Source organism: Chroococcidiopsis thermalis PCC 7203 (genome assembly GCF_000317125.1).
GTDB lineage: Bacteria > Cyanobacteriota > Cyanobacteriia > Cyanobacteriales > Chroococcidiopsidaceae > Chroococcidiopsis > Chroococcidiopsis thermalis.
Map to the genome: position 1 here is coordinate 2781120 of NC_019695.1, position 14719 is coordinate 2795838.

14 protein-coding genes are annotated in these 14719 nt (G+C 44.5%); 10 read left to right on the forward strand and 4 right to left on the reverse strand.

The window, feature by feature from the left end; translation table 11 throughout:
• The first annotated feature begins 511 nt into the window (after positions 1-511).
• Positions 512-856 carry a PadR family transcriptional regulator gene (locus CHRO_RS12225; RefSeq protein ID WP_015154521.1) on the forward strand — a complete coding sequence of 115 codons (345 nt, stop codon included), beginning with the start codon at positions 512-514 and terminating at the stop codon, positions 854-856.
• Between the two features lie 54 nt (positions 857-910).
• On the opposite strand, the gene CHRO_RS12230 is transcribed toward CHRO_RS12225, so the two are convergent.
• Positions 911-2386, reverse strand: a complete 1476-nt coding sequence (locus CHRO_RS12230; RefSeq protein WP_015154522.1) for a helix-turn-helix domain-containing protein — start codon at positions 2384-2386, stop codon at positions 911-913.
• Between the two features lie 901 nt (positions 2387-3287).
• Here CHRO_RS12230 and CHRO_RS12235 point away from each other — a divergent pair.
• From CHRO_RS12235 to CHRO_RS12260, 6 genes are all read left to right on the forward strand, one after another.
• The gene (locus CHRO_RS12235; RefSeq protein ID WP_015154523.1) at positions 3288-4169 is read left to right on the forward strand and encodes a DUF2382 domain-containing protein; all 882 of its coding nucleotides are present in this window, start codon (positions 3288-3290) and stop codon (positions 4167-4169) included.
• A 181-nt stretch (positions 4170-4350) separates the two neighbouring features.
• Positions 4351-4788, forward strand: a complete 438-nt coding sequence (locus tag CHRO_RS12240; protein ID WP_015154524.1) for a hypothetical protein — start codon at positions 4351-4353, stop codon at positions 4786-4788.
• A gap of 60 nt (positions 4789-4848) precedes the next feature.
• Positions 4849-5367, forward strand: a complete 519-nt coding sequence (locus tag CHRO_RS12245) for a hypothetical protein (RefSeq protein WP_015154525.1) — start codon at positions 4849-4851, stop codon at positions 5365-5367.
• 33 nt (positions 5368-5400) lie between these two features.
• A complete protein-coding gene (locus CHRO_RS29625) occupies positions 5401-6396 on the forward strand; it encodes a hypothetical protein (protein WP_015154526.1) in 996 nt (331 codons plus the stop codon).
• A gap of 381 nt (positions 6397-6777) precedes the next feature.
• Entirely contained in the window at positions 6778-9912 is a 3135-nt protein-coding gene (locus CHRO_RS12255) for an MFS transporter (RefSeq protein WP_015154527.1), read from the forward strand.
• Positions 9913-9947: 35 nt separating this feature from the next.
• Complete coding sequence (locus tag CHRO_RS12260) at positions 9948-10682, forward strand: hypothetical protein (protein ID WP_015154528.1); 735 nt, start codon at positions 9948-9950, stop codon at positions 10680-10682.
• A 264-nt stretch (positions 10683-10946) separates the two neighbouring features.
• Here the strand turns inward: CHRO_RS12260 and rpsU are convergent, their stop codons facing one another.
• Complete coding sequence (gene rpsU, locus CHRO_RS12265; protein WP_015154529.1) at positions 10947-11135, reverse strand: 30S ribosomal protein S21; 189 nt, start codon at positions 11133-11135, stop codon at positions 10947-10949.
• A gap of 130 nt (positions 11136-11265) precedes the next feature.
• On the reverse strand, positions 11266-11562 hold the full coding sequence (locus CHRO_RS12270; protein WP_015154530.1) for an RNA recognition motif domain-containing protein: 297 nt from the start codon (positions 11560-11562) through the stop codon (positions 11266-11268).
• Positions 11563-11987: 425 nt separating this feature from the next.
• On the opposite strand from CHRO_RS12270, the gene CHRO_RS12275 reads away from it, so the two are divergent.
• The 3 genes from CHRO_RS12275 to CHRO_RS12285 all read left to right on the forward strand — a co-directional run bounded on the left by CHRO_RS12275 (position 11988) and on the right by CHRO_RS12285 (position 12910).
• Entirely contained in the window at positions 11988-12167 is a 180-nt protein-coding gene (locus tag CHRO_RS12275; RefSeq protein WP_015154531.1) for a hypothetical protein, read from the forward strand.
• A 113-nt stretch (positions 12168-12280) separates the two neighbouring features.
• Positions 12281-12460, forward strand: coding sequence for an NblA/ycf18 family protein (locus CHRO_RS12280; RefSeq protein WP_015154532.1), 180 nt, complete (start codon positions 12281-12283; stop codon positions 12458-12460).
• 24 nt (positions 12461-12484) lie between these two features.
• Entirely contained in the window at positions 12485-12910 is a 426-nt protein-coding gene (locus tag CHRO_RS12285) for a hypothetical protein (protein WP_181824321.1), read from the forward strand.
• Positions 12911-12985: 75 nt separating this feature from the next.
• On the opposite strand, the gene CHRO_RS12290 is transcribed toward CHRO_RS12285, so the two are convergent.
• A complete protein-coding gene (locus CHRO_RS12290) occupies positions 12986-14509 on the reverse strand; it encodes a B12-binding domain-containing radical SAM protein (protein WP_015154533.1) in 1524 nt (507 codons plus the stop codon).
• Between the last annotated feature and the right edge of the window lie 210 nt (positions 14510-14719).

Here is a 14719-nt window from a genome sequence, read left to right on the forward strand (position 1 = left end):
AAGTGCACTCTTAGTGTCTTCTCTCACAATCCATAACGCCACGATCTATAACGCCCATAGCGCTACTTTACTTGTATTAATAATTTAGTCTTGATAGTTAAATTAGTCAAACGAAACCCTACCGAATAATGTTTTTTAATACCATAAATTTAATAATTATATTTCTGCTTTATCATCATGTTCAGTTATAAGTCAGTTTTTGTCAATACATAAAAGTTACAGAAAAGTTCAGGACAAGGAGCGAAATTGTCTTTACAAATATGCAAAACGCAAACATCAAACACAAGACAAGGAATAGGCTCCATCTTACTATTCCGCTTTGTGAACTACGGTTTACTGGTGCTAGCACTGCTCGATCTCCTAGAGATACTCGTCCCCATGCGCTTGCTAAATTCAGTGGAATTTTTGTGACTAGCACCGTTGTTAGTGCTTGAAACTTTGCGGCTTCAAATCAAAATGGATGCTCGCACCCAATTGTCAATCTTGTTTTATTACAATTCCTTAACCTTTAATGCAGCTTGAAGATATTTATCAATATTTTGCCAATCCTCCAGAGATTTATCTTTGCCAAGAGCAAGCAGTTTGTTATATCCTGTCGGTCTTGCTTGAGGGTGAATCTTATGGCTCTGGATTGATTCAAAAGCTCGAACGTGAAGAGTCTCGCTATCGCCTCTCCGATACCGTGTTGTATGCAGCGCTGAAATTTCTCGAAGATGAAGGAGCGATCGCGGGGTACTGGCAAAAACTAGAGGGTCGCGGTCGTCCCCGACGAATGTTTCGGCTCAATCACCAATGGCAAGATGAAGCACGAAAGCTAGCAAAATTATGGAGCGATAGCATCACCAAATATAAATAAGTCAGCCTTTTAGGAGCAGAACGCCTCTGCCGCGGGATAGCTGGGCGATCGCTTCTACGATTTCATCTCCAATTTTTCAAGTAATTTAGGCAGATCCTTTTGAGATACTTGGCGATGCTCGGTTTCGATCGCATCAACCCAAGATATACTTTTCCCCATCGTTGCGGCAAAGAAAGCCCTCGACCAGCCTTTAGCTTTTCTAGCTTCTCTAATCGCAGCACCAGATGGCGGCTGTTGTTTGGGACGTTCCACGCCTCTAAGCTGGTTTGGCGATTTGGCAATCTCTGTCAACGCTGCTTCTGGTAAATCGAATCGCCATGTAGTATCTAAAAGCTGGCTCCAGAAGCCAATTGGTCTTTTCGCACCATCGTTATTTAACAACCACGCAGAACCAGTTTCTACCTCGACTCGCCATCCAGCCGCTTCAATTACTTTCAAGTCAGTCGCCAAATCGTCAGCTAGTTGCCGTCGTAGTTGCCGATCTTGCTCTGCTAGCGCAATTTTAGCCATACCATACGCAATTTGCATCAGAGATTTGCCGGAAAAGACTTTGCGGCATCCTGGCTTGACTTGAAAAATCAGCCAAATTAGCATTCGAGCTGCACCAGCATTTTGCTTACCAATGCTAAACAGCGTTTGTACTGTTTTCTTGGTAATAACTCCCGTATGGTAATAGTACTCAGACTTATTTAAAAAGTACTTCGCCCACAATCCAGGTTGAACGATGACTTTTAAACCTGTCAGCTTCGGATTGCCTGCCTTATCTGTCTCAAAATCTCTTGCAACATTGACATTCCAGATTTTTAAATCGGCTACGGTAAAGGCTCCTACCTTGCCTTGTTTTTCCCAAACTACGTGAGCTAATATCTGTGCCGGCTGTCGTACCAGGTCATACAGAATTGTCAGTTGCTCATGTCTGCATAAATCTCTACGTCTGATTAATCCGCTGTATTCCAGCAGTTGTTTATCATCTAATAGAAACTCACTTTGCCACGGATTATGCAGATTTGCAGCAGCGGCGCAATAAATTAAATGAATAGCGCCTGCTCTAGGATCGAATCGATCTATGACAGCTAAAGCTGCTGACTCAGATATGGTGTCAGGAGACAAGTTTTCTAAATTGTCAGTGACATAGTAAGAGATCGTGCCTTTTTTGCCATCAGCTGCTTTTTCATAGCTCAAATTGTTTTGGGTTTCGGTCTTCCAGGGTAGATCGCGCTTTTGAGATAACACTTCTGCCACGCCATGCAACAAGAGTGACAAAGCGGCAAGATTCGTCTTGCCATCTGGAAACAGAGAAGCTTTCTTGAATGGTTTGGTTGGAGATTTCAGCTGCCTAGACTTCAGAAGAATCTTTTTGACAGTCCCCAATTTACTTGTCTGAGGTGATGTGGTAGTTGATTTTGTAGCGATCGTGTCTTCTCGGTCTACTTCGGTCTTGCTTGTGTCATTTCGCCGAAGAATAACTGTTTGTACTGCCAGTTGAAGCAGACTTCCAAGCCGATTACGCAGTAATTCTGGTAATTTCATTTCTTGCTTGGTATACCGATCGCATTTATCGTATTTTTTGCTCTTGCTGAAAACGCGAATTATCGCATCTCCATACAAACATATCTCGGATTCAACGATATTTTCCTACCTAATTTGGTAGACCTTGCGGAGTTTATTGAAGTATTAATGACAGGAATGCTAACTAAGTGAAAGTGTGCGAGTAAATCCGATCTATCAAAAGGTATAGTCTGAAAGTAGTACTACTAAAAGTGGGCGATCGCATAAGTGCCGTCTTCATCAGCAGATTTGAGCCGATTGGATTTAGTGTAGTTCTAAAGTACTAGTGTCGTCTCACTTTTTCCAAAACAGGTTGAATCAATTTGCTTTAAACAGCATCAAAATCTTAGTGAGCAAGAATCTTACAACTTTACATTTACTACCATAGCAGTGCTAAATGATTTGTAAAGTAGGCTTCTAGCCTGCTCCACGTTCATGAATCAAATAGGGTTGCTATAGCACTTAGTCACACTTTTGCTAGAAACAAGTCACACTTTTGCTAGAAACAAGTCACACTTTTTCGTTATAGGGCTTAGATTTAAAATACTTACATTAAAATCTTACATTTTCAGCTCAAGCTAAAAATGTAAGGGCTATTGAATCGAGCGAATAAGATATTTTTCTAAATCTACGGTTTTAGAGATAGCTTCAAAGTAAAATCAGTGTAAATGAAGTAATAAAAAACCTTGCAGCCTGTAAACTTTAAGGAATGTTACTCAATTAAAACAGAGATTACTCGCCATAAAAAAGTCAAACATCTATCTGTATGAGTAGTGAAAAGTTCAAACTTTGATTCTGTGGATAGGTGAAAAGAATGTAATTTTGATGGCTTAATATTGGGTGACTGTTAATCATGAATTATTTCTAAGCGGAGAAGAAAGTTATGCCATTACTAAGCATTAGCGATTTCGATACAGATTATCAGCGTACCTTTGAAGGAAACGACATCAAAGGTATGGATGTTTACGGTGAAGGAGATGGGGAAAAGTTTGGTACAGTAAAAGATATTTTAGTAGACGAACAAGGTAATTTTCGGTATTTTGTTATCGACGTAGGATTCTGGATTTTTGGTAAAAAAGTACTACTGCCAGTTGGTCGCGCTCGGATCGATCGCAACGCTCATCGCGTCTATGCCAACGGTTTGACTAGAGAGCAAGCGGATCGCTTACCCGAATATACAGAAGGTATGACAGCAGACTACGATTACGAAGAACGGGTAAGAGGAGTTTATCGTACAGAAGCTTCTTTAGATGCATCAGCACCTCTAGACTCAGCGTCTACTGCTGCGATGATGGGTACTGCTACGCCAACTAGCTATAACCGCGACACTTACACTTACGAACATGACAAAGATTTATACGATACAAGCACTCATAGCGATCGCACCATTAAACTCTATGAAGAGCGGTTGATTGCCAGCAAACAGCGCCGCAAAACTGGAGAAGTTGCGATCGGCAAGCACGTTGAAACTGAGACAGAACGAGTTTCAGTTCCAATAGAAAAAGAGCGCGTCGTGATTGAAAGAATTACCCCACCCGATGCAGGTAGAGCTGTTGCACCTGGCGAAGTTGACTTCCATGAGGGTGAAGTTGCCCGTGTAGAAGTGTATGAAGAAGTTCCAGATATTCATAAAGAAGCCTTTGTTAGAGAAGAAATCAGAGTCAAGAAGGTCGTAGAACAGGAAACTGTGGAAGCACAAGAAACGATTCGCAGGGAAGAATTAGATATCGATACTGATGGTCGTCCAGTTATCAGTGACCAGTGACCAGTTATCAGTGACCAGTGACCAGTGACAGTGACCAGTGACAGTGACCAGTGACAGTGACCAGTGACAGTGACCAGCGATCGGTTAATTCTAACTTCTGACTCCTGACTTCTGACTGCTTTTTACTGACAACTGACAACTGATAACTGTTCTATTCATTTGTAAATTGTAGGAGGTAGAAATGAGTTTGATTAAAAAGTTTCGGAAAATTGCGACTGTGCTGCTCTTAGTATTATTTGTGACCACAACTACAGCCTGTAGCAGTGCAGTTCAAGCCAAACAGCCAACAACAATGCTACCAACAGCTAGCCGGAGTGCAGATTACTCGCAAATAGCAAGAGGAAATACTCAAGCCGGACAAGATTTTGGTAGTTGGGTCGTGCAAACGGCTAGGGGAATGGTTAAAGATGCCTATGTGCGCGACAACAATAAATTAGGTGTTGTCATCTCACCTGAAGTTCGCCCAAACGAAGTTAAGCCATTAGCAAAATCTCTAGCTCAAGGTTTTCGCCGTAATTTCCCCAACCAAGATTTGACTGTGTTGATGTACGCACCGGATAAAAAGCTAATTTTGACAGCTAAGTACGACACTCAAACTAATCAGATTGAATACAAGTAGGTCGTTGGTCATTTGTCATTAACTATGAATGCAAATGGCGGTAGTAACAAGGAGAAAAAAATGAGTAGTAGCGACAAATATAGAAAAGAAGTCATGAACGATCTCGCTCAAGGTAATGTAGAAAACCTTGACGCTCCCACAAATTTAGAGCAAGATTACGAAAATTTTGACGATTTTGCTCAACGCTCATCTCACGAAGAACGTCGCCGCTTATTCGGTCGCTCTTTCCACCCAGACCGAATTCCCACAAATCAGATGGAACCGGAATTGCAAAAAGCGATCGCCCAGATTAAACCAAATGAAAGAGATGATGTGGCGCGGGCTTTCTTCAAGCACTTAGGTAAAAGAGGACTGCACGATCGCGATTTAGAAAAGCAATTGGGGCTATCAACTCATCACGCCAGCCGGATGAATGCCGACGATGTAAGTAAATTAGCTGCATTTGCTTATCACAACCATCCCGATATTTTTCAAGAGGTATTAGCGGAACAACCTGCGTTCGTGAAATTCCTCAGCAATCCAATGGTCGGTGCTGCATTGGGTGCGATCGCGGCTAAATGGTTGGGTGGTCGTAAATAAGAGAAAAAGTGTTTAGGTGTGAAGGAGTGAAGTATGTCCGGGAGTGCAGATTTATCCAAATTCAGCCAGTTGAGTTTGGGTGTAGCGATCGCTTTTTTTGGTGTGGGGGTACTACCCCAACAACTTCTGGCTGAGGAACAGAGGCTTAAGGCTTCAACCGAGAAAGAGGCGGTAGCTCTAACGAGTAGCACGGCTCAAAACGAAGACATATCTTACGCTGCCGCCGATCTGCAACCGCAGGATGAATCTACCCAGAAGCTACGACTGGCGCAGCGAGAAGTTGACATCGATACTTTCTGTCGCTCGTATCCCTACAATTCTCGTTGTGCCGATTACCAACCACCGGAGCAACGTCAGAAGCCAAAAGAGAAGCTGAGTGAAACTTTAACCGAAAAGCAGCCGCGAAGTGGCTTTGCACTCACAGGTAAAGCTGGCACTTTAGGATTTGGATTAGAAGGAGTTGGGGCTATTTCTCCTAATTTTAACGGTCGCTTGGGAGTGAATTACTTTGATTTTGGGATTGACACCGAGCAAAGCGATATTGACTACGATGCTGACGTGCAGCTATTCAGTGTTTCGGCACTTTTAGACTGGTATCCGTCGAAAAGAAGTGACTTTAGGATTACAGGCGGTTTATTCTACAACAACAACAAAGTTGACGCAACCGCCCGCTCAACTGAAACTTTGGATATTGCAGGTGTAGAGTTTCCTGCTTCAGCCGTGGGTCAGCTAGAAGGAGAACTGACATTTCCTAACACAATTTCTCCTTACGTTGGCATTGGTTACGGTAATCCAGTCAAACGCGATCGCGCATTCAGTTTTTCGATTGATTTAGGCGTTTTATTCGGGGGTGCGCCAGAAGTCGATCTGAGTGCATCAGGACCAATAGCAGGACCAGCGTTACAACTGCCAGTAGTAGGTTCGTTATTAGAAGATGCGATCGAACAGGAAGAAGACGATATCGAAGACGATTTGAGCGACTTCAAGATCTATCCCGTGCTGACTATTGGCGTTTCCTACCACTTCTAATCGGTTCTGCTTGCTGATGATTGGATAGGAAAGCTCGCATAGCATTCCGATAAATTCTGAAAAATCAACCAGAAATCATCAGAGATTTAACAATTCTTCTGCTGCTCTAATATAGCAATCCTATTTGATTCATGAACGTGGAGCAGGTTTCTAGCCTGCGGCAGGCTAGAAACCTACTGTACAAATCATTTAGAACTGCTATATCTGATTTCAGTAAAATATTTCAGAAAATATTTCTATCAGTTTAGATACACAACGAGAGAAGTCAAAAATACATAACTTGCGGTATAAACGGCTAAACAAGCTATCAGTTAGCTTGGGAAATATATTGCCTCAGATGTAGCAGTATGAGCGTGCGCCGAATTCAAACGAGGTAGTCATATGTGGGAAATAGCAGAAATAGCAGGGCATGGTTTCAATAACTATTGGCTAGCACAAATTATTACGGAAGAAATTCTCACTCCCGAAGAAGCTGCCGCAGTCTTTTCGGGTCCACAATTCTTAGTGGCATTGTTTGCGGGTGTAGTGATGGCATTTGCTTTCCAACTCCTGTTAACTAACTTTACAGTCGCTTTAGGTATTTCCGCGTTAGGTGGGGGGGATGCCGACGATACAGATAATTTAGGTAGCACAGTTCGTAAAATCTCGACCGCAGTAGGTCTTTTGGCTTTAACAACTGGCGGCGTGGCTCTATTCGTTGCCAGTTTTTTAGCTGTGAAACTTAGTTTAGTCAGCAGTGCGGTATTAGGGGCAATTATTGGGGTAGTTATTTGGTCTACCTATTTTTCTATCCTGTTGTGGTTAGGCTCAACTACAGTTGGTTCGCTGATCGGTTCTTTAGTCAGCACTGCTACCTCTGGCTTTCAAGGACTGGTAGGGACAGCAACCGCAGCTTTAGGCGCTAATGTAGCCAAGAATCAAGCTGTATCCACAGCTGAAGCGATCGCCGCCGCAGTTCGGCAAGAATTCACTACAGGACTCGACTCAGACGCGATCGGTAAGACTCTACAAAAGTCTTTGGGAAATTTACAACTACCGCAACTGAATTTAGACGAAATTCGCGGTCAGTTTGAAAATATCCTCAAAAACTCCGATCTAAAATCTGTGGCTGATAGCGACGTATTACGTAACATTAACCGCGAGACATTTGCAGATTTAGTCAGCGATCGCACGGATTTATCCAAACAAGATGTGAATCGGATTGTAGACCAGTTGCAAGGCGTTTGGCAGCAAGCGATCGGTACAGGCGAAGTAGATCCGCAAGCTCAATTAAGTCAATTTATTAAAGAAGCTTCTCCCGAACAACTCAATTCCAGCGAACTCAGCGAAAAACTGGAACAACTGGTACAAACAAGTCAATCGAATGGGAAGCAAAGCAACGGTTGGGGAAATCGAGCTGTGCAATTGGGTGTGAGCGCCCTCACCACCGCAGTACTCGAAAGAACCAATCTGGCTGGAATTGATGTGGAAAATATTTCTGGTCAACTGCAAAAATTCATCGATAAGTTGCCAGAAGTAGACCGAGACAAGATTTCCGGTCAATTACAGCAATTTAAACAGCAGGTGCAACAGCAAGCGCAAAAACTACCAGAATTGCCAAACAGCGCCATCCGCAGCGATGTAGACGATTATCTGCTGAAATCTTACCCGTGGCATCTCAACCGCGAAACGATTAAGCAAGAATTTAGAGACGTTATCTACGATCCGCAAGCAGATCCAGGTAAAGTTAAACAAGAGCTAGAGCAGCTAGATAAAGATTATTTCACACAAAAACTGAATCAACGCGGCGATCTACTTGAGAACAAAGTCCAAGAAGTTGCCCAGCAATTAGAAGAGATCCGCACCGAGATTTTAGCTACGGTTTCTGCTGGTGCGTCACAAGCGCAATCGCAAGACCTGCGTAGCCGTGTAGAAAATTATCTGCGTTCGACTGGTAAGGAAGAACTAAATCCTGAAGGAATTGAGCGCGACTTCCAAACTCTTCTAGAAGATCCAGAAGCGGGTGTGGAAACACTCAGCGATCGCCTATCGCAATTTGACCGCGATACTTTGACTCAACTGCTCAAACAACGCCAGGATATTAGCGAAGAGGAAGCAAATAATATTGTCGGTCAACTCGAAAGCACTCGCGATCGCGTTGTCAACAAAGCCAAAGAATTGCAAGAACAGGCGCAAGCTAAAGCAGCAGAAGTAAGGCAGAAAGTAGAAGAGTATCTTCGCAATACTAATAAAGAAGAACTCAACCCTGAAGGCATCGAGCGCGATTTCCGCACCTTGCTAGAAGATCCGCAAGTGGGAATTTCTGTATTACGCTCAAGATTATCGCAGTTCGATCGCGAAACGTTAGTAGCATTACTATCGCAACGTCAAGATTTGAGCGAGGAGCAAATAAATCAAACTCTCGATCGCTTAGAATCAGTCCGCGATAATATCTTACAAGCACCGCAACAGCTCACAGGCAAGGCCAAAGAGCAATACGACAAAACGACAACGGCGATTTCTAAATATCTGCGTAACACCAACCTAGAAGAACTCAATCCTGAAGGCATCCAGCAGGATTTACGTAAAGTATTGGAAGATCCTCAAGAGGGAGCCATAGCATTACGCGATCGCTTGTCTCGCGTCGATCGGGAAACCTTGGTGAAACTACTGTCGCAACGGCAAGACTTGAGTGAAGAACAAGTCAACCGCGCGATCGACTCTGTAGAAGAAGCAATTAACAGCATTGTGCAAGCACCACGCCGTTTGGCAAGCCGCGTCCAACAGCAGGCGATCGATTTTGAGACAACTTTAGAAGGTTACTTGCGGAATACGAATAAAGAAGAACTCAATCCCGATAGCATTAAGCGCGACTTGCAACTATTGCTTAACGATCCTCGTGCTGGATTAGGTAGTTTGGGCGATCGCCTCTCGCACTTCGATCGTTCGACGATTGTGGCTTTACTGTCTCAAAGAGAAGATATTTCGGAAGAAGAAGCAAATCAAATTGTCGATCGCATCCTGACTGTACGTAACTCTGTTGCCGAGCAAATTGAGAAAATTCAGCGTAGCGTACAGTCTGTTATCGACTCAGTTTTCGATCGCATTCGCAGCTACCTCAACTCGCTAGAGCGTCCCGAACTCAACTACGAGGGAATTCAGCAAGACTTCACCACCTTGTTTGACGATCCGCAAGCGGGATTTGATGCTCTACGCAATCGCTTGAGCCAATTCGATCGCGACACACTAATCGCCGTGTTGAGTTCTCGCGAAGATATTTCCCCAGCCGATGCCGAGCGGATTGTGGGTCAAATTGAAGGTACGCGCGATCGAGTGCTGCATCAAGCCGAACGCATTCAGCAAGAAACGCAAAAACGGCTGGAAGCTTTGAAACAACAAGCACAGGCAACAGCAGTAGAAACCAAAAAAGCCGCATCTGGTGCAGCTTGGTGGTTGTTTGGTACGGCTTTGACTTCTCTTGTCGCATCTGCGATCGCCGGAGCGTTAGCCGTGAACGGGATCGGTGGATTGTTTTAAAGTTTCCACTGGAATTTTGAAATTGGAGCAAAAAAATGACTTTAGGCTACCACAGACGAGCAGTAGGCACATTTGAGCGGCGTAAAGATGCGGAACGCGCCCTGAATGAATTAAAGCATTCTGGTTTTGGGATGGGTCGGGTTTCCATCATCGCCCAAGATGCAGACAGCAAACCTGATATTGCTGGTGTAGATGTAGAAGATCGCGATCGCGTCGGGAACAAAGCCGATGAAGGTGCTGCTACTGGAGCGGTGACAGGCGGAGTTTTAGGCGGACTGACTGGTTTATTGGTCGGACTAGGCACTTTAGCAATTCCTGGTGTTGGTCCAGTGATGCTAGCGGGCGAAGTTGCTACAGCCCTGGCTACGACTGCGGCTGGTGGTGCGATTGGTGCGGCTGCGGGCGGTTTGCTAGGCGCACTAATTGGCTTGGGGATTCCCGAGGAAAGAGCCAAAGTTTACAGCGATCGCGTTTCTAGAGGACATTATTTAGTTATTGTGGATGGCACTGACGACGAAATCGCCCACGCAGCCAGAATTCTTGGCGGTGGCGGGATTCAAGAATGGGGTGTATATAACAACCCAAATGCGACCACTACCCGTACCGATGTTGTGACTGATGTAGCGCGGATAAATTCGACTAGACCGGCTTACCGCACCGAAGGCATTGTCGATAACGTCAATACAGCTAACCCCACATACCGCACCGAAGGTAGTGTTGACGATGCTCCTGAAGTCATTATTGTCGATCGTCGGGACGAGACTCACTGAGAACCAGCATAGTATTGACTAATGGGTGGAAGGACATACTGTCAGTGCGATACTATAGCGATTCTCGTTATGATGCGATACATTCGTAGGGGCGCACAGCTGTGCGCCCCTACAGATCTTGTATTTCATCGAATTGAAAAAGGCTATATCTCGCTCGGAAACTATAGCAGTTCTAAATGATTTGTAAAGTAGGCTTTTAGCCTGCGGCAGGCTAGAAGCCTGCTCCACGTTCATGAATCAAAACTGAAATTTCAGACAGCTAGCTTAGTAGCGGGAACGTCTTTTCCGCTGCTTATGCTTAGCGAGTTCCTTACGTTTATGTTTTTCAATTGGCGTTTCAAAGTGACGATGTTTCTTGATGTCTAAAAAAATCCCTGCTTTAGAAACTTCGCGCTTAAATCGACGCAAGGCTGACTCAATTCCTTCATTTTCACCCAAAATAATTTGTGCCATCTATTCTCCTCTCAATTGAGTAAGTTAGGATAGAATTTGGGCAATTTATCCTGAAATTAAGTTGTTAGCAAAAAAGGGTAGACTCCCGATCTACCCTTAAACCTTAGAGTTAAATTATCTGTCTTAAAGCTTAGTAGCGACTAGAGAAATTACCTCTGCGATTACCACCGAATGAGCTTCTGTCTTCTCTAGGCTTTGCCTTATTAACCTTCAGGTTGCGCCCCATCCATTCAGCACCATCAAGAGCATCAATGGCAGCTGTTTCTTCAGTATCTGTATCCATTTCCACAAAAGCAAAACCGCGCATCCGACCAGTTTCGCGATCGGTTGGGAGTTGCACCCGCTTTACAGAACCGTACTCTGCAAAAGCAGCACTGAGGTCTTCTTGCGTTACCTCGTATGATAAATTGCCGACATATATAGACATATGATTGTCTCCAAAATCAAAAGGTGTAGAGATTTAGATTTCGGAGAGAAGCCTGTTAATGTTAAAAACAAACGATATAACCGAATTTTAGTCTCACCCACTATACTAGCGCACTATTGAACTCTCGCACGAGAGCGATCGCGTTGGAATGGGTGTATTGAATACATTTTAGTTAGTGATAAAAGACCTTCGCCATATTTTAACAAGCTGTGTAGACGCTCCCTCCGGCATCGCTAGATGTATGCGCTCAAAAGCCTTTGATGCTTTGTTTTGTGGAACTTTGCTCTTGATTTATCTAGTTGGGATCTAGTCAAAAGATAGATAACTCCGATTGAGTGCGGTCAAGACTAGTCGTTGAAATATTCAAGCAGATCGACAGAAATATTTTGTTATAATAATTTACATACGCTTACACGAGGGCATCCATGCGCTACACCGATAAAGAAGGGAATACCCTCAACCTGAATGAATGTATGACTGCCGATAGCTTCTTGATGGAGCCTGACGTTTATACCTGCGAACCACTGGAAATGCATTTCAACCAAAACGGAGATCTCAAAGCCGGAAAGAGACCGAAGAAAGCAGTAGTTAGCAAATCTTTGTAGTGGCGATTAGCTCAGTATGACAATAGCGAGCGAACTAGGTATCTAACCTCAGACAAAGATATCTAGCTAGACTCTATCTTCTAGTTTTCGCCCCAGTGGGGCAGGAGTCAGCGATGAATCAGCCCATTAAATTATCTATAGAGCAAGAATTTAGCCTCAGAAGCTTTGCCGACCAAGTGCAGCAGATGTCCCGCGAACAAGCCCAGGAATTTTTGATTGTGCTGCATAAGCAGATGATAATTCAGAAAACAATGTACCAGGAATTTCTGAAGCATGAGTGGCATCTGGACTAGGATCGCGCTTTTGGGGCAGAGCTGGTGAGAAAGCGCCTCCAAAACCTCTATCTACCTGCTTTATCCAATATATCTGGTGGTAATTCAATCTCTTTTGAAGCTGTGCGGCTACAGCTATTAGCCAACAATCGGGTACAGATTTGGGCTAATGCCAATCTAAGCAACGGCGAACTCGTGCCGATTAGTCTGAGTGTAACCATAACCATCGAGCGACGATGCCGCCTTGCTTTTTGCCAGCCGAAGTTTGAAGCAGATAGCGTACCAGAATCTCGACGAGAAATCTCTCAAACCCTAAGCATCATATTGGTAGAAATTTTAGATCGCATGGTCGATTTGGATCGCTTCGATCTCGATGGCATCACGCTCCGACTCAACCAATTGGAAACCCAAGAAAAACTATTGATTTTCAGCGGCTACGCCCAAATTGAGCGCATCCCCGCCAACTCCTAGTTTGCTAGTAAATCACGTGCTGACATGCATCAGTGCTTTAACTGGTAGCGTCGATTCTGTCAGAGGATCGTAGCCTCACTGCTGGGTAATTCGCTCTCTTGCTAAAGTGCGGTATTCCCAGAAATGCTCTCCAGCCGCACACAGCCCCAGATACATATTCAGAACTTGAGGTTTGGTACGCACGATTACCCACAACTGTCGCCAAAATTGCGCCCGAATTTCAGCTCGTCGCCAGCCCTGATGCCAGATTAATTGCGCTAATAGCCGCAGCCCTTTGCCTGGAGCAAAGTACATACTCTGTCTTCTTCCAGTAGGGGGAACAATGTTAAGGCATTGCTCAAAACAGCGCTTGAGATAGTTTGCGGGTTCGTACAACGTCCAGAAGCCTTCTACATACTCTCTAGCAATTTCAGCAACTGGTCGAGTGGGGATGAAATTCATCAACGTGTTTTGATCCCCGACTGGGGTGATACCGATGCCCTCTAATAAACGCTGTTCTGCTTTCAGCCGATTCCAAAGGGCAGTATTAGGCAAGGCTTGCAAAATTCCCAGCATCGGTTGAGGAATACTAGTTTGTTCCACAAATGCTTGAATTCGTTCTCCAGCGCCCGAGCGTTCTCCGTCAAAGCCCAGGATAAAACCTGCGTAAATCAATAATCCTGCCTCATTAATCTTGCGACAGGCTTCTATTAGCGGGTTACGGGTATTTTGCAACTTGCGAGTGGTTTGCAGGCTATCAGTATCTGGAGTTTCGATACCAAGAAAGACGGCGTAGAACCCTGCTTCTTGCATGAGTTGTAGCAGTTCATCATCCTCTGCTAGGTTAACCGAGGCTTCAGTGATGAATGTGAAGGGATAGCTGCGTTCCTTCATCCAAGGAATCAATTCTCGTAGGAACCGTTTGACATTGCGCTGATTCCCAATAAAATTGTCGTCAACGATGAAAAGCGACCCCCGCCAGCCTAAGTCGTAGAGATTTTGCAACTCTGCTAAGGTCTGACTTGGTTCCTTAGTGCGCGGTTTACGACCATAAAGCGTGATAATGTCACAGAATTCGCAGTTGAAGGGGCAGCCGCGAGAAAACTGAATTGCCATCATGAAGTAGGCATCCCGCTGGAGCAGATCGAAGCGGGGAATCGGGCTAGTGGTAACGTCAGGCTTCTCGGTAGCGCGAAATATTCCTTGTTGTTGACCTTGGGAAAGTGCTTCTAGAAATTGCGGGATAGTTAGCTCGCCTTCATCCAGTACCAAATAATGCGCTCCAGAGGCGAGGGCATCTTGAGGAACTGAAGTTGGATATGGTCCCCCCACTGCCACCTTCTTGCCCAACCGTACAGCTTTTTGAATCAGGGCGTGGAAGTCCGGTTTCTGAACCAGCATGGCAGAAAGAATAACCATGTCGCACCACTGCCAATCGCCATCTGTTTCCTGGTTGACATTACGGTCATAAAACCTAATTTCCCAATCCTTTGGCAGCATTGCTGCAACTGTAATAATTCCCAATGGCGGAATGACTGCTTTGAGTCCAGCCATTTCCATACAGCGATCGTAAGACCAGAAAGACTGGGGAAAACAAGGGTAGAGCAAGAGTGCCTTCATATACGAAGTTTCCTTGTATGGACTGGATTTTAAGTTTGAAGAAGCGCGATCGCATCAGTGATTTCTACTTCTGATTCTGATGGGAATAGGAAAGCCTTTGACACTACAATCAATAATGGTTTCAGATACTTGCTTTAGATTAACGTAAGTGCAACTTCTACCTGCTACACTTAGCATTTTACTGAAATCAAGCCCGAGTTCGGCAGGCAA

Bases quoted from the DNA above. Each gene is read 5' to 3' on its own strand.
- CHRO_RS12225 (WP_015154521.1), top strand. From the start codon at position 512: ATGCAGCTTGAAGATATTTATCAATATTTTGCCAATCCTCCAGAGATT.
- CHRO_RS12230 (WP_015154522.1), bottom strand. From the start codon at position 2,386: ATGAAATTACCAGAATTACTGCGTAATCGGCTTGGAAGTCTGCTTCAA.
- CHRO_RS12235 (WP_015154523.1), top strand. From the start codon at position 3,288: ATGCCATTACTAAGCATTAGCGATTTCGATACAGATTATCAGCGTACC.
- CHRO_RS12240 (WP_015154524.1), top strand. From the start codon at position 4,351: ATGAGTTTGATTAAAAAGTTTCGGAAAATTGCGACTGTGCTGCTCTTA.
- CHRO_RS12245 (WP_015154525.1), top strand. From the start codon at position 4,849: ATGAGTAGTAGCGACAAATATAGAAAAGAAGTCATGAACGATCTCGCT.
- CHRO_RS29625 (WP_015154526.1), top strand. From the start codon at position 5,401: ATGTCCGGGAGTGCAGATTTATCCAAATTCAGCCAGTTGAGTTTGGGT.
- CHRO_RS12255 (WP_015154527.1), top strand. From the start codon at position 6,778: ATGTGGGAAATAGCAGAAATAGCAGGGCATGGTTTCAATAACTATTGG.
- CHRO_RS12260 (WP_015154528.1), top strand. From the start codon at position 9,948: ATGACTTTAGGCTACCACAGACGAGCAGTAGGCACATTTGAGCGGCGT.
- rpsU (WP_015154529.1), bottom strand. From the start codon at position 11,135: ATGGCACAAATTATTTTGGGTGAAAATGAAGGAATTGAGTCAGCCTTG.
- CHRO_RS12270 (WP_015154530.1), bottom strand. From the start codon at position 11,562: ATGTCTATATATGTCGGCAATTTATCATACGAGGTAACGCAAGAAGAC.
- CHRO_RS12275 (WP_015154531.1), top strand. From the start codon at position 11,988: ATGCGCTACACCGATAAAGAAGGGAATACCCTCAACCTGAATGAATGT.
- CHRO_RS12280 (WP_015154532.1), top strand. From the start codon at position 12,281: ATGAATCAGCCCATTAAATTATCTATAGAGCAAGAATTTAGCCTCAGA.
- CHRO_RS12290 (WP_015154533.1), bottom strand. From the start codon at position 14,509: ATGAAGGCACTCTTGCTCTACCCTTGTTTTCCCCAGTCTTTCTGGTCT.